General features: G+C 66.6%; 10 protein-coding genes. 2 read left to right on the top strand and 8 right to left on the bottom strand.

Annotation, left to right across the window (positions count from 1 at the left end):
* The first annotated feature begins 12 nt into the window (after positions 1 to 12).
* Entirely contained in the window at positions 13 to 450 is a 438-nt protein-coding gene (locus NX794_RS31050; RefSeq protein WP_258782852.1) for a hypothetical protein, read from the top strand.
* 111 nt (positions 451 to 561) lie between these two features.
* On the top strand, positions 562 to 1,320 hold the full coding sequence (locus tag NX794_RS31045; protein ID WP_258782851.1) for a hypothetical protein: 759 nt from the start codon (positions 562 to 564) through the stop codon (positions 1,318 to 1,320).
* Here NX794_RS31045 and NX794_RS31040 read toward each other — a convergent pair.
* The 8 genes from NX794_RS31040 to NX794_RS31000 all read right to left on the bottom strand — a co-directional run bounded on the left by NX794_RS31040 (position 1,284) and on the right by NX794_RS31000 (position 16,434).
* Positions 1,284 to 1,703 carry a hypothetical protein gene (locus NX794_RS31040; protein ID WP_258782850.1) on the bottom strand — a complete coding sequence of 140 codons (420 nt, stop codon included), beginning with the start codon at positions 1,701 to 1,703 and terminating at the stop codon, positions 1,284 to 1,286. The genes NX794_RS31045 and NX794_RS31040 overlap by 37 nt on opposite strands.
* A gap of 1,568 nt (positions 1,704 to 3,271) precedes the next feature.
* Positions 3,272 to 4,072 (bottom strand): glucose 1-dehydrogenase, encoded by an 801-nt coding sequence (locus NX794_RS31035; RefSeq protein WP_258782849.1) that lies wholly within the window; start codon positions 4,070 to 4,072, stop codon positions 3,272 to 3,274.
* Positions 4,069 to 9,063: an SDR family NAD(P)-dependent oxidoreductase gene (locus NX794_RS31030; protein ID WP_258782848.1), complete on the bottom strand. Its 4,995-nt coding sequence runs from the start codon at positions 9,061 to 9,063 to the stop codon at positions 4,069 to 4,071. Before NX794_RS31030 ends, NX794_RS31035 begins: the two co-directional genes overlap by 4 nt.
* Positions 9,064 to 9,093: 30 nt before the next feature.
* Entirely contained in the window at positions 9,094 to 10,524 is a 1,431-nt protein-coding gene (locus NX794_RS31025) for an acyltransferase domain-containing protein (RefSeq protein ID WP_258782847.1), read from the bottom strand.
* A gap of 1,116 nt (positions 10,525 to 11,640) precedes the next feature.
* Positions 11,641 to 12,990 carry an NsdA family TPR-like regulatory protein gene (locus tag NX794_RS31020; RefSeq protein WP_258782846.1) on the bottom strand — a complete coding sequence of 450 codons (1,350 nt, stop codon included), beginning with the start codon at positions 12,988 to 12,990 and terminating at the stop codon, positions 11,641 to 11,643.
* A 990-nt stretch (positions 12,991 to 13,980) separates the two neighbouring features.
* The gene (locus NX794_RS31010) at positions 13,981 to 14,163 is read right to left on the bottom strand and encodes a hypothetical protein (RefSeq protein ID WP_258782845.1); all 183 of its coding nucleotides are present in this window, start codon (positions 14,161 to 14,163) and stop codon (positions 13,981 to 13,983) included.
* Positions 14,164 to 14,258: 95 nt separating this feature from the next.
* The gene (locus tag NX794_RS31005; RefSeq protein ID WP_258782844.1) at positions 14,259 to 14,540 is read right to left on the bottom strand and encodes a hypothetical protein; all 282 of its coding nucleotides are present in this window, start codon (positions 14,538 to 14,540) and stop codon (positions 14,259 to 14,261) included.
* A gap of 64 nt (positions 14,541 to 14,604) precedes the next feature.
* On the bottom strand, positions 14,605 to 16,434 hold the full coding sequence (locus NX794_RS31000) for a carbohydrate-binding protein (protein ID WP_258782843.1): 1,830 nt from the start codon (positions 16,432 to 16,434) through the stop codon (positions 14,605 to 14,607).
* Positions 16,435 to 17,328 lie beyond the last annotated feature (894 nt).

The raw sequence follows: 17,328 nt of genomic DNA, 5'->3' as shown, positions 1-17,328 counted from the left end.
GTGCATCACCAGGTGCGGGCCGACCTGGTCGCGCGAATCCGCTCGGCGCCGGACGCGCAAGTGCAGCAACGGCTGCTGGCCGACGCCATCGTCGTGACCTGCCCGCGGACCAGGCTCGCTGCATACATTGCGGCCGCGCGGCCCGGCGATCACCATATCGATGCGCTGCGGCCGGAAGGCACGACGCCGATCGATGAGATGACGACCCGGGCTCAGGGGGCCGAACAGGCCGAGTTGGTGGCGTACTGGCCGCGCCGCCAGCCCGAAGCCCTCCGGATCTTTCGCGGACGGGCCGGGAAACCGCAGGGGTTCGGCGCCTGCCTCGACCTGTGTGCCGAGGACCTGGGGGCGGATCCGGGTGCCGACAGCATGTGGCAGTACGCCCAACAGCGTGGCGCGACCCGCCCTGGCGAGCACATACGGGCCTGGTGGTTCTTTCCTCGACCGTGACCACGGCCAGGCCTCATCCCCGTCGCTGACTCTGCTTGCCGGGACCAGGTCCTCGACATCCTCTCCCGTGATCGCTCGGCCTGGACGTTGGTGGGGGCATGTGCGGATGCCGTGTTGTGGGGACCGACACTCGACTATCCGGACTTCTGGTCGGCGGCCGAGACGGCGCACATGATCGGGGATACCACCTACCCGGTCTTCACCCACGACTGGCGGCGCACCGACCTCACCGAGTGGCGCGAACTCAGCGCGGCCCGTGAGGTGGGCGCCCCGGCCCGGTCGGCGCATGAGCAGGAGTCCGCCGAACTTGTACTCTCCGAGGCCGAGTTCGCCGATTCCATCCGCGTCGCGCTGCGCGATCCGCACGTATCGCAGGCTCTGGGGCGCAACCCTTTGACGCGTTCGCGGGTCGTGCGGTCGTCCACTGCGAGTCTCGACGAACTCCTCGCGAGGGCCGCCGAGCTGTTGCGGCCCGACCGCCATGGCCTGTTCGAGGTGATCGAGCGCACCTTTCTCCACCCGGCCGGCCAGCAGGAGCGCGTGGCCCAGTCACTTCACCTGCGTCTCCGCACCTACCGCCGGCAACGGGACCTGGCCGTGGGCTCACATCGTGGACTGGATGTGGGAAAGCGAGGTCTATGGACACCGGAACGGACACCGGTTGACCTGTTTCTGGGCAGGAGGGAGCGCCGAGCGTTTGTGCAGCGCGTCCATCCCGTTGACCGGCGTGGCCCGCTCTGCGGAGTGGTCGGGAGGCGCCCTCCCTGGTCTGTCCCCTCGCCTCTCACGACACCGCCCGACCTGCTTACGACGAGCGGCCGACCGTCGAACTCTCAGGTCCAAGGCACAGCGCGGAGGGAGATCTTCTGATCGTCGCCGATGGTGGCAGTCATGTCCAGCAGTTGCCCATCCCATTGCGCGAACGTCGGGGCGGCGCTCTGAACAGCCGCGTACACGCGCCACACCAGGCCGGTCGCGCCCTCCTTCCGCTTCGTGGCCCCGGTGGCCTTGAGAGAGAGCGTGCCCTCACCGTCGGCGGTGTGCAGGACAGCCCTTCCGCTGCCGACGAAGGTATTGACGGAGATGGCCTCTTGCTCGTAGGTGAAAGATCCCTCCACCTCGTGCCCGGCGAAGGTTCCGCGAGCGGAGAAGGATATCTCTAGGACGTCATGCCCATTTCGAGCTTCCAGGACGCGAGTGCCGGTGACACGACCCTCCAACACAAGGACGGCTTTTGCTGTTCCCTCTGGCATATTACCTCCCACGGTTATCTCACCTCAGAGCATCGCTTCGTTCATACAGTGCGTCAACGCACCATTTGAGCCACGAAAATAGTTCAAAGGTAAGGAAGATTCGCCCTGTATGCACCTGCGGCGTTTTTGAGACAGGGCTGAGCGCTCCGGAGCGCGCCTCGTCGGCGGTTCTACGGCACCAAGACGGCCCACCTCTCGGAGAGGTGACCGCCTCACCAGCTCACCGGAGCCAGACCGTGCGGGACTTACAGCCGAGGGCCGGTGGCAGCAGACGCGGTAGATACCGTCGCGTCTCGTCACATGGCTCTCAGGTCACGCCTCTCAAGCACCTGCGGCCTGTCAAGGTGGCCGCGTGCCGCCCGGCGGCGGCCTCCGCGTCGGCATCCTGGTATCGAGCCCCGACCGCCGTGGGCGCTGCGGCCGCCACAGCCCGACGTCCCCTGAGCGGTACATGAGTGGTGCAGGCGCGGCCACGCCCTCGCCCTCACTCCGGTCAGCGGGTCGGCTGGAGATTGGTGATCTTGCGTGTACGCGACGCCTTGCTTCACCGACACGTTCTGGGCGAACAGTATTCCGTCGGCGTACTCCCTAGATTCAGAGCAGCGACCGACTCCGTGCGGCGGCGATGCCGTGGCGGCGAACAGTGTGACGCGAGTGCGAGTTCCCACAAGATGAATGACCTTTCCCATAGTGAATTCCGCCTTCGACCCTCGGTGTTCGGTTGTTCCATAAGAGCGGCGGGGCGTTGCACGGAACGGGTCCGCCTCTCGGTGCGGCGACGACGTTACGAACGTTCGCAGATACATGAGGAAAGGGAGAGCGAAGAGGGCAGCACCGCGCCGGGTCGGCTCGCACAAATGACGGAACGTGCGCCGCGTGCGTTCCGGCTGTGCTCTATGACGCCCTGGGCCGCTAAGCGGGTGATCGGCGACGCCTCTGCCGGGACCAGGCTTCGCCATGCCGGTAACAGCGACGGCGCCACGGACCCGTCTCGCCGGGCTGGGCCAGTTGCCCGGCGCCAGCCTGTTTGCGGGGGCCGTCGACCCGGCTCGGTCGGCGCAGTACGCCGACCGGCTGCACCGCGGGTCGGCGTACGGTCCAGTGCGGTGAGGGCGGCGGGCAAGTGGCTGCTGGCTCGACGCGCGGCGCACAGCCGTACTCGACTGGAGCCGGCGCGCTCCAGCGGGTACCTCAACCCCGCGGCTCGCGGATGGGATCCTCCGGCTACTCCACCCGCTCGTAGTGCGGACCATGCGGCATGCACGGGGCGTTCGGGCCCCTGCCATTTTGGGCAGGTGACCTCCCGTGCATACCAGGTCCGGGCCGCCGAACTCACGGCCTCTTTCAGTCCCCGCTCTCTCCTGAGCGGGCGAGAACACCGAGCCTTGGCCCGGGCAGGTTGCGGGGTTGGTGCTGGCGTTCGCCGCTGGCGCCCTTCTGCCTCTCGCCGGCGCGTATGCCCGCGTCGTCGCTCCGTGGGACGCGGACCAGGCGTTTCGTCGTGAAGAAGCTGTCGCTCTTCACTGCGGCCGACAGGATCCTCGGTACCAGCCCCGCGGGCGTGCGCGTCACCGTTGACGTGTCGTTCGCGGGTGTGGCTCAGGCATCCCTGCTATGTGCGTCATGGTCAGTCCGCCGTCGACGGGGAGGGCTGTGCCGGTGATGCGTGCGGCGTCATCGCTGGCGAGGAATGCTGCCGCGGCGGCAACGTCGTCGGGGGAGGATGCTCCGCGCATGGGGGTGACGATGAGGCGGTCGACGGCTCGCTGGGGGTCGGTGGCGAAGAGGTCGTCGAACAGGGCGGTGTCGACCGGTCCGGGGCAGAGGGCGTTGACGCGTATGCCTTCGACCGCGTACCGCGCTGCTATCTGCCGTGTGAGGGCGATGAGTGCGCCTTTGCTGGCCGTGTAGGCGACAGGTGCGGCGGGAGTTCCGGTCAATGCGACGGCAGAGGACATGTTGATGATGTTTCCGCTGCCGCGGGGGCGCATGTGCATGAGCGCGAAGCGGCAGCACAGGAACATCGAGTATAGGTTCGCCCTAAGGGTTGCGTCCCATGCTGCGAAGGTGGTTTCAAGGATGTCGCCGTCATCGGCTCGGCAGATGCCAGCGTTGTTGACGGCGATGTCCACGCGTCCGTAGTTCCGGGTGGTGAGCGTGTAGAGGCGCTCGACGGCCTGTGGGTCGGTGACGTCGGTGGGGATGAAGAGTCCTGCGGCTTCGGCGGCGGTCTGTGCGCCGGTGTCCTCGTCACGGTCGGCGAGGACCACGTGGGCTCCTTCGGCGGCGAATCTAAGGGCGGTGGCGCGCCCGATGCCGCGGGCGGCGCCGGTGACGACGGCGACCTTGTCGGCCAGTCGCCGTGTCATTGTGCGGCCCTGGCGGACGAGGCGGTGTCGGGGTTGCGTCCGTGGTGTTCGGTGATGGCGGCGGTGTCGCGGGTGAAGTCGCCTATGTGTGCGCCTCCTGCGCCGCGTACTTGTGCCAGGACAGTGCCGGTTTCGCTGACGACGGTGATGGTGTCGCCTCCGGGTGTGGCGAATACGCGCAGTCCCGCGGCGTTGGACTCCAGGAGGGTGTCCTCGCTGGCGTCCGTGTAGAAGTCGATGTGCTTGATGTGCTGAAGGAGGAGCAGGGGGATGTCGCTCGCGGTTGCCTTGGCTAGGTAGGTCATCTCCAGCAAGCCCTGGAGCAGGCGGACCGGCACGATATAGCTGGTGAAGGAATCCTTCCACTGGGATTGGGGGGCTTTGATGGTGGAGGAGGCTCCGTGGGTGTCGGAGCGGTGGTCGGAGGTGCAGACGAAGGGACCGCTGACGTAGGAGACGAGGTTGGGTATGTGGACGGGGTTGGGCACGGGCTGTTGTGGCACCGGGTCGGGGGGCTGCCAGACGGGCGGTGAGGGTGTGTCCGCGGACATCTCGACGATGCCGGTGCCATGAGTCTGCTGACGCAGTGGCTGGCCTGTGGTGGGGTGGGTCAGGTCGGAGGTCACTTCGAAGTGGAGTGTGGCGTGGTCGTGATGACGTTCGATACGGGTGATCGTGGAGTTGAGGGTCTTTGCGCGGTGCGGCAGCACGATGACGGGTTCGTCCAGTTCAAGGTCGCGCAGACCGGTGGGTTCGAGGTCGGGGATGGCTTGACGTGCGGCACGAAAGGCCATGTCCATGACGACGGTGGAGGGGGCCAGTGGGCGGCCGCGGACCATGTGGTGGGCGAGGTCTCGGTCGCTGTCGAGGGTGAAGGTTCGGGAGGCGGTGACGGGCGTCGCCGGGACGGCGGGAACACTCGCGTCGGCGCGGGTGGACGACAGGGTGGGGGCTTCGCGTAGGAGCCAGCTCATCTCGGAGGCGGGCAGGTGCACGATGACGGGTGGCCGACTGCCGTCTTGCAGGGCCCGGAAGAACCACAGTATGCCTTCGTCGGATGTCATGAACTCATTGATGCCGAGCTGCCGCATGGCTGTGCGAACGTCGTTGTCGGCGGCGATACCGACTTCTGCCCAGGCGGTCCAGTTGATGGTGTATTCATTGCGGTCTTCCATCGAGTGAGCCCAGCGGGCGGCTCCGGCGAGGAAGTCGTTGGCGGAGGCGTAGTCGGCTTCTCCGGGCCAGCCGGCGAAGCCGATGAAGGAGCCGAAGTTGCACCATAGGCGTGGGGGGTTGTCCGCGGTGGCAGCGCGAAGGTTCAGGTAGCCGCGGACCTTGGTGTCGCGCCCTCGCCGGAAGTCGGTGAGCCGTTTGTTGGCGAGTGATCCGGCCTGGGCGGCGGAGGCAGCGTGGATGAGGAGGTCGATGCCGCCGTGCCGGCGCTGGATGGTGGCAATGATGTCGTTCACCGATGCTGCGTCGATGAGGTCGCAGGCCAGGTAGTGGACCCGGTCGTTGCCGCTGTGGTCGCGCAGTTCAGCCAGTTGCCGGGCGATGTTGTACTGCTTGGACAGCTTGCTGTAATCGCGTAGCAACTCGGCGATTGTCGCCTCGGGGCGTTCGGCGCGCTGCTGGGCGAGGAAGGCCGGCTTGTCTGGTGGGGCTACAAGGATGTCGGCGCTGCCGCCGGCCGGAGCGGGGGTGCGGCCCAGCAGGTAGATCGTTGGAGAGCAGTACCGGGCCATCGTGGTCATGATCTCGCCCGTGATGCCGGTGGCTCCACCGCATACGACGACGACGCTGTCGGTGTTGAGGGTGTCGTCCACGGCGGTGAAGGCCGGGGTGTGCAGGGGTTCGGGGTCCAGCGGTTGGAGCGCGTAGCAAAGGCGTCGTCCGTGCGGGACACGCACGGTGATGCCCAGGGGGTGATCCGCCTGTGCCTCTTCATTCAGTTGGGTGAGGGCTTCGGGCAGGTTCTGACTGTGGGTGGCTACCGTCCAGGCGCAGGCTGCGGGCGCTTCGACGGCCAGAGTTTTCATCAGCCCGTTGAACAGATGTACAGCGGGGTGCGGGATGTCGTGGCGCACGGCGTTGAGAAGGAGCGCCGCTGCGGTTGCGCCCGCGGTGAACCTGTCGTTGAGGATTTGCAGGGCGCCGAAGGTGAGGTCGTGCAGCGTCAGTACGCGTTCGAGCTCGTTAGCTTCCCAGGCGGGACCGAGGTCGGTCAGGGTGGTGATGACGCGCAGGTGCCGGATGCCGGCGGGCAGTGCGGCGCGTACGGCGTCCAGGTCTGCCGGGTCGACGACATTCAGGTGCGGGCGGTCCCCCGTGAGGGCGGTGGTGCTCCAGATCCGGGCGGAGTCGGGCAGGTCCAGTTCGACGACGGCCTGCGGGATGTCGGTGACGATGAGGGTGTCGGGCGGTACCGGCTGCCGCATGCGTGCTGTGGCGCTCCGGTCGAGAGCGGGAAGCTCGACCCACTGCGGGTGCTGGCGCGAGACGATGATGCTGTCGCAGTGCAGCACGTCCGATGCGTGTTCGGGGCGCGGGTGGCCGGAGGCTGTCTCTTCCTCGTCGCTGTCGGTGTCTGGGGCGTCGGGTTCGGCGACGGAGGCGTTGATGGTGACGTAGGGGCCGCTGGATACCTGGGAGGTGATGTGTACGGGGGTGCTGGATGTCAGGGCCGCGTTGAGACAGGCCAGCAGGCCGTCGGCGCCGAGGTAGGTCAGCTCGCTGCCGGCCAGTGGTGCCTCTTGCCAGGCGGTGGTGACGGACGCCGGACTTCGGCTACCGGGGCCGGCACTCAGTGTGGCGAGGACGGGCAGGTTCTCGCGCTCGGCGACGGAGCGGCGGGCAAGGGCGAAGGTGATGCCGCCGTCCGCTGCGCGTCGGCCGACCTTCGCGGTGCCGGTGCTGTGATCCATCCGTAAGCCGGAGTGGGCGTTGAGACCGGCCACAAACAGCAGGTCCGCGTCGTTGTGGCGCAGATACCGTTCCGCGACATGCAGGGCGGACAGTCCGGCGTCGGCACCGGTTTCGACGGCCAGTTGCGGCCCATGCAGGTCGAAATAGTTCATGGTCCAGCCGGCGATGAGGCTCGCGATGACACTGGTGCCGATGGTGTCGCTGCTGGCCGGAGCGACCGTGGTGCGCAGAGTGTCGGCGACGGAGGCGTGCGCGTCGCGGATGGCGGCGGTGACGTCCGCGTCGTCGTCGCGGTGGGTGAACGCCTGTGCGCTGTCGTCCAAGTAACAGCGCAACATGTGGCTTGCGGCGGCCTGGGTGTGGCCGACGTGGGCGACGAGAACCCCTGTGCGTGCACGCAGATCCTCGGCGTCAGTGCCGAGCCGATCCATGAGCTCGCCCACCATGCGCAAGGCCATGATCTCGGTGCGGTCCATCTTGGTGAGGACGGACGGCGGGATCCGCAGCTCGCGGAAGTCAGGGATGGGGAAGTCGTCACCGAAGTGGGGGGCTGGAGGTCTGCCTCCATGGGCGATCCAGTCCGTGGCGCTCTGGTGAGTGAAGTCACCGGGAAATGCGCTGCTCCAACCGACCAGGACGATGTTTTCGGCGGGGGCCGGATCACTGTCCTCGCCAGACGTGGTGGAGTCCGTCAGCACAAGATGGGTGTTAGCGCCTCCCATGCCGAAGGAGGAGATGCCCACCAAGCGCGGATCGGCGCCTGCGGGCCAGGGGATGTCGGCGGTGGGAACCTCGGGTGTGGTGTTGAGCTCAGGGGTCTGGGACAGTGCGGTGAAGAAGCGCTGGGCGGGTATCTCCTCGTGCTGCAGGGCGAGTACCGCATGTGCTACGGACACCAGACCACTGGTGGTGCCGGTGTGACCGGTCCACGCCTTGTTCGTGATGATCGGCGGCCAGGCCCCTCCGTCGAGCGCCATCTCCAGAGCGGCGAGCTCCACCGGGTCTCCCGTACGGGTTCCGGTCCCGTGCGCGATCAGTAGCCCGAGGTCGGAGCCGGAGATGCCGGCGGCCTGCCAGGCCCGTTCCACCGCACGCCGCTGACCCAGCGGGTTGGGGGCACTGATGGACTTGCCGCGGCCGTCGGATGCCTCGCCGTAGCCTGCGACCACTGCCAAGACGCTGTCCCGGTCTTGCCGGGCGCGCTCCAGCGTCTTCAGAACCAGGACGACGGCACCGTCGCCGAACATGGTGCCGTCAGCTTTCTGATCGAAGGGACGCACCTGATGCGACGGTGAGAGCACTCCGGCCTGCTGCAGAGTCACCATGAGCCGCGGTGTCAGCTCGTGCAGCGCCGCGCACAGGGCCACATCGCAGATTCCGTCACGCAACTGGCGTACGGCCAGGTTCACGGTGGCCAGCCCGGACGCGCAGGTCGCCGTGACGACGGCGAGCTCATCGATGTGGGGCACCACCCCGGACAGAGCCTGGCGGCACAGCGCGTCGGGCGTGAGGCCGATGCTGGTCCTGTCCGCCTGTGCGTAGCGGCGATCCAGTTCCTCACCTAGTGTCCAGATCGCCCGCTCCGCGGCGGGCGACCCCTGCCTCTCGACCGCCTCGGCCATGCGTTCACGCATGCCGATGGCGATGGAGTCCCGCTCCAGGTCCTGCACGGTGTCCGCGGAAAGAGCGATGGCGGCCAGGGAACGGTGGCCGGTGCCGACGTGTACGCCGTCGAGCGCCTGGAAAGCACAGTGGCGCAGCCAGGACGCGGGAGAAGAGGCGGCGGGGCTCCAACGACCGGACCTGACGTCGCCGATGAGTTGCGGGTGTGGAGTGAAGGTGTTGAGGAAGCTGGCTGCGCGCTCGCCCAGTTTGTCGTCCGCAGGCGTCGAGGACAGAAAGTGGTCGAGGTTCATGCGCAGTGGGCTCGGTTCGCTGACCGTTTCTCGCGTGGTGTGCAGCAGGTCCCACAGTTCGGCGGGGCTGCTGGCGTTGGGCAGCACCAGGCCCATGCCGACGATGGCGACCGGGGGCCCGGCCTGCGCCGGCTTGCGGCTTTGTGACATTGCGGAAGCCTTTCTGGTGGTGGCCGGGGTTCAGGAAGCCGCTGCGGAGGACGTGTGCTTGACGACTGCGTCGGCGATGTGGCCGATCGTGGGGAAGTCCGTGATACGCACTCCGGATGCCAGCAGCGGCACAGCGAACTTCTCGGCTACCGCGGCCAGCATGTGGGTCTGGCGTAGCGAGTCGATGCCCAGCTCGACCTCGACATGCGCGTCTTCGGTGAACACGTCCGCGGGATAGCCGGTGATCTCCGCGTACAGGTCGCCAAGGACGGCCACGACTTTCTGGCGGTGCTGATTTCCCTCGGCTGCGGCACCCGACGGGGCCGCGCCTGCAAGGGCGTTCAGTGGCGTCGGCCCCTGTGGCGGGGTGGAGACGGTGGCTGGCTCATTGGCGGCGTTCTGCTGCCGCGACGTGGGTGCCGAAGGTGGCGAACTGGTAAGGGAGTCGCGGACTGGGACTGTTGGGAGCCGTGCCGTGGCCGCGCTGGTGCCTGGGGTCCGCAGACCGGCTGCGAGCCGAGCGAAGTCTGGCGTGGCGGTGTTGCCCGGCAACGGGACGATGATCTGGACACGCGGGATGTTCGCCTCGACGAAGCGCGTCAGGGTGTCGCCGGCACCGCACTCGATGACGTGGGTGATGCCCTCGTCGTACAGGGACCGCACGCAGTCGACGAAACGGACCGGGCGGATCAGCATCTCGGCGATGTGGGTCAGCAGGTCGTCGGAGTCGTCGTGCCACCGGTCGTGAAACACGCATCGCGTGGGCGTCGTGTGGGCCTGAGCCTTGACTCCTGCCTCCTGCAGTGCTTCGCGTAGCGGAGTGACCAGCCCCGCCAGTAGACGGCTGTGGTAAGGATAGGGCGAGCTCAAACGGGTGATCTGCCAGTCGAGAGCTCCGGCGAGCCTTGCGAGACGGTCGAGTTCAGACGAGCTTCCGCTGACCACGCTCTGACGGGGGGTGTTGATGCACGCGACGGCCAGGGTGGGCAACGCGACGGCCCGCAGCAGGTGCTCGACCCGCGGCGGTGCGGCCTGTACAGCGAGCATGCCGCCGCGACCTCTCGTCGTTCCGATCGCGCGCATGCGCAGGCAGATCACGCGGGCTCCGTCCTCCACGCTCAAAATTCCCGCGTAGACGAAAGCCAGCAGTTCTCCGAAGCTGTGACCAGCCACTGCATGCGTCTCTATGCCGGCGGAACGCAGGCCCTCGGCAGTGGCGAGGGCCAGTGCGTACTGCAGGAGCGGCAGCACGGCCGGCTCCTCGTCCTCCAGCTGCGCCAGTGTGGCCGGCGGCTCGCAGAGGGCTTGGTCCTCCAGAGACGGCAGGTCGTAGGTGCGTGCGACGGCGTCGACCCGGCGCAGCACATCCATGGCCTCGGAGCGGGTGCGGCACAGGCCTGCGAGCCCTTGCGGTGCGTACTGCGTCACCCCCGGAAAGAGAAAAGCGACCTGGTGGTCCATGCGGTGTTCCATCCCTTCGAAGCACCCTGTTAGGAAGCGCATTTGCACATATCTACGAGCGCACACAACAGCGCACTGCAGGCTGCTGGTCGGTGCCGTTTGTGCCTATCGCAGCGCACCGTCATCGGTGCGCTGATCTGATGGCCCAGGCAGGTGACTGCCCGCATCCGTGCGCGCTCAGGCGTGACGGGAGGGGCGATCGGTGAACAACGATCACTGCTGGCGCACGGCTGCGCTCCGCAAGCTGGACAATGCGACCTCTCGGATGCTCTGCTGCCGCCCGGGCATGCTGATGGTCGATCCGGCTTGTTTCGCCTCGGTGCAAGTCCGGGCGCAGGCCGTATGAAAGGGTCATGAGCGCTGCCAGGGAAGGGTCGACACGCGACTCCGCAGTGACTTCGTCTCGCGGTCCCTCGTGTACGGCTTGGTGATGGAGTCCGGGTCTATCTCCGGAGACAGATGCGATCGTGCTCTCCGATGACGGAGCAGTACGGACCTCGCGGACGCAGGATCGATACGGCGAGGCATCGGGGCTGAGGGCCAGCCGGGTTCAGTCAAGGCCACGGCAGACACATGGATGGGGTTCGTCCTGCGCCCCGTCCCCCCAAGAGAACAGGCCGCGACGTGCACGGTGCAGCAGGTCGGTTCTTCGCGTTACGGCAAAGGAGCCGGCGGGCGGTGGTGACGCGCGCGCCATTCGGATAGGGAGTCTCACGCTCGACAAGGGCCGTCTTTCGTCCAGTTCCGCAGACGTGACGCGCCGGCATGGCCGGACAGCCGGCCGCTGTCTCGGCGCTCTCCTCTCGCGTTCCTGAAGGCGAGTCGCCCACCGCGCTGAGCGGAGCAACCGATGACGTGTTCTTGCTCTTGCCTGTGGAGCCCATGGAGTAGCCAATCTCGGAGTCGTTCGTTGGATCGCGTGATCGCCGTACCAGTGGTGACGCACAGGTGCCCCTGCATATCCGAAGAACGCGGACTCAGAGCGTCCAAGGCGTGCACGCGCTGAACGATTGCGCGCTTGTGAATGGGTGTGGTGCGTCTCGACCCGTACCAGGAGCGGGTGCCGCAGTGGCGTGGGAGTCGGCTGAGTGTGCGTGACGGGCAGGCGACGATTCGCTATCCCGGGCTGCGTGTCGAACTCATCCGCTCCGCCAGGGCGCGGGCTTGCGGCTCCACGGGGTAGCGAGCGAGGGCATGACTGAGACGCCGCCGCGCAGTGTCGACGTGCGCGGAATGCATGTGCGGATAAGCACGCAGAAAGCTGTGGGCGTAGCGCAGCCCCTCGTCGAGCTGGCCGACGGCCAGGTGCACCTCAGCAAGACGCGCGAGGGTCAGCGCGATACGCCTGCGGTCGGTCTGCGCGCGGTCGTGCGCTGATGCCTGCAGAGCGGAAATGGCCTCCTTGCTCTCTTGCATCGCGCCAAGGGTCTGGTAGCGCTGGTAGTTCAATGCCGCCCGCGGGTATCCGAAGAAGGGACCCGCCGAACTGGATGCACGGTCTTGGTGGCGTTCGGCGGCAACCAGGTCGGCCCGAGCCTCGCGGAACCGGCCGGCACAGGCACGAGCGTGCGCACGCTGGCTGAGCAGGAAGGCCTGAGCCGCCCCATCACCGCGGCCGCCCAGTACAGCCACAGCCATGTCGGCGAGATCGAGCGCCTGGCGCGGCAGGCGCAGCCGAAGCGCGTGGGTACTCATCGCGCGTAGCCCGATCGCGAACTGCCGCGCGTTCCCAGCGGCACGGGCCAGTTCGAGAGCGGACAGGTAATACAGCTGCGCTAGCCCGTGATAGCCACTGTCGTCGCTCATGCCAGCCAGGATGTGTACGAACTGCGCGGCGGCCGTGAATACCTCGCGATCCTGTCCGGTGGCAGGGCGCGGTTTCACCAAAACGGGCACCGCGCTGTCGCGCAAGTAGGCGACGACGAGGGGCCGGACGAGCCTCCCCCCGTGCCAGTCGGCCAGCTTTGTGAACGATGCGATCATGTCGTTATGCGTCTCCAACTGCGCTGCCGTGGTCAGGTCGCCATCCGCTGGGGTCGGCGCCTGTTCGGAAGCGGACCACGGCAGCACAGCGAGAGACGCCACGCTGAAGGGTGTCCGAGAAAGCGGAGTCCGGAGGTTCGAGTCGCCGTCCTGCCGCAGCAGGTCGAGTATCTGCTCGACCGGAGACGCCCGCCTCATCCCGAATGCGGGAATCGCAATGCTGTGCGACGACTGCAGCATGCCGGTGGCCTGAGCAGAGATTAACCGGCCGATGCGGCGAGACAGCGCGGCAGCAACGATATCGGGAACGGGGCGACGAGGGCGCGCCCCGGCCAGCCAATGCGCGACCGAAGAACGATCGTACCGAAGACTCAATTCCTGTGCCGCACCCAGTGTGTTGACAGCCTTCGCCAATTGAGTCGCGCTCCAGTGCGCCTCGACCAACAGTGCCGCCAGGGCCTCATTCCGTGTCCGCTCCGGCATGCAATCCTCAGCTTCCTACACCCGACCCGGACGTCACCAGACCGTGCGTTGAAGCATCCATTTTGTCCTGCGCTCACTGGCCGACATGCGTCCCGGCTTAGTCGATTTCTGCTTTACGTCGCGAGCGGCGGATTGCATATACCGTCTGGGTACCGTCTGGGCAGGCGCGCAGGGCCGCCATCGTAACTGAACATCCGAAAATGACGTTCGGAGTCATCTCAAGCAGATGATGCTACAAGCAGTGGAGTAGTGCGAGGTGGAGGCCGGCGCGTAACTCGTAGCGGATTCGTAGTCTCTGAACTCGTGGAGCCAGGCGAAGGTCCGCTCGACGACGCGGCGGGTCTTGCCCAGGGCGAACCATAGAAGGCGCCATTGCAGGCGATCTTCGGGATGATGCCGCGGACACGGAGGAGACGGCGGTACTTGTCGTCATCGTAGCCACGGTCGGCGAACAGTCTACGCGGCCGGCCACGGGCCCCGCGGATACGGGTATCGCATCCAGGAGAAGCTCGCTTGTGTGACGTCGTGACGGTTTCCGATGGTCAGTGAGACGACCTACGAAGTGCCATGCCGGTCGACGATCAGGTGGTGCCTGCCGGCGGCCCGGGCCCGGTCGACCGGCGGAGGTCAGGTACGAGCCCCCCTTGAGAGGCCGGACATGTGAGCCGTCGATCGCAACATCGTCCATGTCCGGCAGGCCGCGGACTGAAACTCGGCCAGCGGCACCTCGTGCGACCGCGATCAGACACCGGCCTCGGTCCAGGCCCACAGCCAGGCCGATCCGCTGGATGCCGACTGGACGCTGTCCACCACCACATCACCGGCCGCCTCCAGGAAGCCGCCCCGGCCGGGCGCCCGTGGAGGAGCCGGTAGCGATCAGGGAAGGTCTCCTGGTCCGGATACTCCCCGGCGGGGACGTCGCTCATGTCTTCCTCGGTTCGGGCTCTTCCAGGCTGTTGCTGCTTTCCTCCACGCTCCGGACGCTGCGGTTCAGGAAGCGGCCATTGCTGCGGCTGTTCCGCTCCTGGACGTCCCGAACGGCCCTTTGCCGTCACCGGCGTTGCGGTACAGGTTGCCCGCGGTGTCCCGCTCGACCAGGTCGCTCCTGCCGTCACCCGTGTTGTCGCCGACGCCGACGACCGCGTTGTACGAGGTGCCCCACGCGGAGAACACAGGGGAGGACCCGGTAACCGAAGGGGGAGGTTGATATGCCACCCTGACCGGCTCTCACCCAGACGACCACCACACCCACCGAATTTACGTAAAGATCAGTAAGGCTGCCTGCCCTGCTTCCGTTGTTTGCGGCGCAGACGCGGCCCTTCGAACGTTCCGGTCGCCTCGACGATGATCCGCACAGCGGAGGAGAACAGCGCGAGAAGAGCTGGACCGATGAATTCTCGGTTCCAAAGGAAGCAGCACGGCAGGGTAAGCAGACCCCAGATTGCCGCCGCTACAGTTCCTGCCTGCCTTTGGAAGGGAAACAACAGCCAGGGCACGAGTGGCGAGAGGAAGAATATGGCGAAGCCGATGAGAAGGGCGCCAGCCGCCATCGTGTGGGGCCTTTCTTTGTGAGCAATATATGTGGTCGCCCTCTGACCGAGGGCGACCACACGTCTAGTGGGTGTACTCAGGGTCGGGCGTCTTGTCGGGCGCGTTGCAGAAGTGCGTCGAGTCAGGGTCTGCACCGGGGTTCGGTGAGGGAGCCGAGATGTTGACGCTCCACGGGTTTCCGGAGTGACCTGAGGTTATTGTGCAGTTGGAGTAGGGGTCCTCGGTGCTCGGCGGCGTAGCGGGTCCGCTGAAGTGGTAGAAGTCGCCCGTGGTGATCGGGGCACTGGAACCGGTGTAGCTGCCGCCAAGATCGATGGCCTTGCCGTTACGGTACAGGTACTGGCTCGGCATGTAACTGGACCGCAGGACCGGTGCACCGCTGACCTTCTTGATGGTGCCGTCGGCGCAGGACTTGAAGTCCAGTTCCTGCCAGATGGGCGGCGCCTGGCCGAAGATCGAACCAGTGAGCCCCGGCTTGAAGAACATGTTCCGGATCTCCTGGCTCATGAGGGCAACGGGGTTGTCCGACGACCCCGTATCGTTCGAGACCCGGTTCACCCAGTCGGCCACGCTGTCGGTGAGGTGCTGGTCCGCGAGGGCCGGCCGGTAGCCGATGGATCCACCGGCGGTGTGCATCACCGCGACACAGGTACCGCTGTTGTCGGTGACCGCCTTGTCGTTGTCATCGGTGATGACCGGCCGCACGCCGATGGACTGGTACGCACGTCCGGGAAGGGTGCCGTCGCTGTTGGTCGTGGTGGTGACCCACTGGCCGTTATGCACGTTGAGGTCCTTCGCGACGTAGTCAAGGTCGGGCGGCTGGGTGCCGTAGTCCTTCTGAAGCGCCGCGAAGAAGTTCCGGACGAAGTCCGGTATGTGGGTGTCGGCGGTGCGGTCGTCGTAGGAGACGCTCTGACTGCCGTTGATGATCTTTCCGCCAGAGGTCTTGATGTACGACACCGTCGCCTTGTTGTACATCTTGTAGGCCGCGTCGTCGGTTCCGAACCACGACGGTTTGCTGTCGGAAGTGGGGCGGTCGGTGTAGGGGTTGGCGAAGTGTATCCACTGGGGGATGCTGTGCCCGTCGGGATGGTCGGTCGTGCTCGTGCCCGCTGCCTCGACGTCGGCGTTCCACTTTTCGACCGCGGCCTTGGTCTCCGGCTTCACGCAAGTGGGGGATCCCACGTCGATGCAGGTCGGCAGGCCGATGATCTTCTGCGAGGTCTTGGTCGCCCAGTCATGCAGGTCCTGCCGCGACTTCAGCGGCGTGTTGAACATGCTTGACTCGGGGCGGGTGTCGATGTTCTGGTCCTCATCGAAGAACGCATCGCCCTCGATCGAGTCCGAGACGTAGGTGCCGTCGACGGGCTGGAAGGCGACGGCACCGAGTGCGATGTCGTCGTCGCCGGTGCCGCCTGGCGTGTAGTTCGTCAGGCTGACGCTCGGCGTAGACGTGAACTTGTAGGCGCCCAGGGACACCCATTTGCCGTTATTATCGGCCTGGTCGAGGTACCGGTCGTAGGGACCGCCAAGGGCCCCGTGGATCACATAGTGAGCGTTCTTGGTCTGCGCTCCGGTGTCCGGGACTTGCACCCACACCTGAGCCAAGTCCATCTGCTCGCCGAGCGTCCAGGTTCCGTCGATGTCCATCAGTCCGCCCGGACCACCGAGATGGTCCTCGTTGCGGGTGTGGGTGTACCAGAAGTGACCGCCGAAGCCGCCGCCGACCTGGTGCAGGTCGGCTTTCGCCTCATAGTGGGTGCCAAGCGGGTCCGGATAGAACGTGAACCGGAAGCTTCCGGAGGAGATGGCCTGCCCGCAGTCGCTCCACGTCTCGGTGCTGTTGAGTACCGACGCGACCACGTGTGCCCCGGTCGGTTCGCCGGAGCACACGGGCATACCGTTCTTGAGGCGGTAGCCACGTCCGGGCTCCGGGATCAGCGTCTGGTACTTGATCAGTTCGTGACCGCACTCGGTAGCACAGTTCGTTTTGGCGGCACGCTTCTGGGCTGTCCAGCGCCGCCTGCGCGCCGAGCTCCCGCACTACTGCCACGGCATCGAGCAGATCGCCCGCCTGGCGCGGGCGCTGATGCCCGTTCATCTCCAGCCGCAGCGTCTCGCCGGCCCCGCCCCTGTGGCCGCCCTTCCCCTGCCGAGGGCTCGCGACCGACTGCGCGAAGCGGCTGGCTCTAGTCCCGACATCGGCAGGGTAATGACGTCGAGTCAGGTGTGGGAGGGGACCCTGGGAGCCCGGCTGACGTGCGCACTACACGGCGCTGGTAGCGCCGGTCGCCGCAGCGTGGGTCGCCGGCGCCTCCCGCATCGATGACGTCCTCGCCCGTAGCCCCCAAGGCAGCTCGTAAATCCTATCCCTGGGGGAGAGGTACGACAGCCCGCCCGGTTTGCTCCGGGCGGGCTGCCTTGAGGCGTGAAAACGCTGAACCAGCGCGTCAGCAGTAACACACCGAAGCGATACGGAAAACCGTACCGGAGGTTAGCGCTTCCGCTGCATGAGAACGACGCTGATTACTCCTAGCACGGCTCCTACTATGCCAGCCACTACCAATATCGTCAGCACTTTGTGCCATCCTCACTAGCGATAAGAAAGCTGTTCAGTCAGGAGGGGATTTGCGACCAGGCGTATCCGATGCCTCCGGAGACTAGCCCGCCGAACCCGCCTGCGACCGCGCCGGTAGCGCAGCCGGCAGCAGCACCCGGCCCGGTCCAGATCGTTGCTATGGCGCCACTCGCACAGCCTCGACCCCAGCGACCCCAACGGTCACCGGG

The organism is Streptomyces pyxinicus (genome assembly GCF_024753135.1).
Classification (GTDB): Bacteria; Actinomycetota; Actinomycetes; order Streptomycetales; family Streptomycetaceae; genus Streptomyces; species Streptomyces pyxinicus.
This window is presented reverse-complemented; position numbering and strand designations above follow the sequence as displayed.

What these genes read in the sequence shown, in the direction of transcription:
- NX794_RS31040 (WP_258782850.1), bottom strand. Translation starts at nt 1,703, where the DNA reads ATGCCAGAGGGAACAGCAAAAGCCGTCCTTGTGTTGGAGGGTCGTGTC.
- NX794_RS31035 (WP_258782849.1), bottom strand. Translation starts at nt 4,072, where the DNA reads ATGACACGGCGACTGGCCGACAAGGTCGCCGTCGTCACCGGCGCCGCC.
- NX794_RS31030 (WP_258782848.1), bottom strand. Translation starts at nt 9,063, where the DNA reads ATGTCACAAAGCCGCAAGCCGGCGCAGGCCGGGCCCCCGGTCGCCATC.
- NX794_RS31025 (WP_258782847.1), bottom strand. Translation starts at nt 10,524, where the DNA reads ATGGACCACCAGGTCGCTTTTCTCTTTCCGGGGGTGACGCAGTACGCA.
- NX794_RS31020 (WP_258782846.1), bottom strand. Translation starts at nt 12,990, where the DNA reads ATGCCGGAGCGGACACGGAATGAGGCCCTGGCGGCACTGTTGGTCGAG.
- NX794_RS31005 (WP_258782844.1), bottom strand. Translation starts at nt 14,540, where the DNA reads ATGGCGGCTGGCGCCCTTCTCATCGGCTTCGCCATATTCTTCCTCTCG.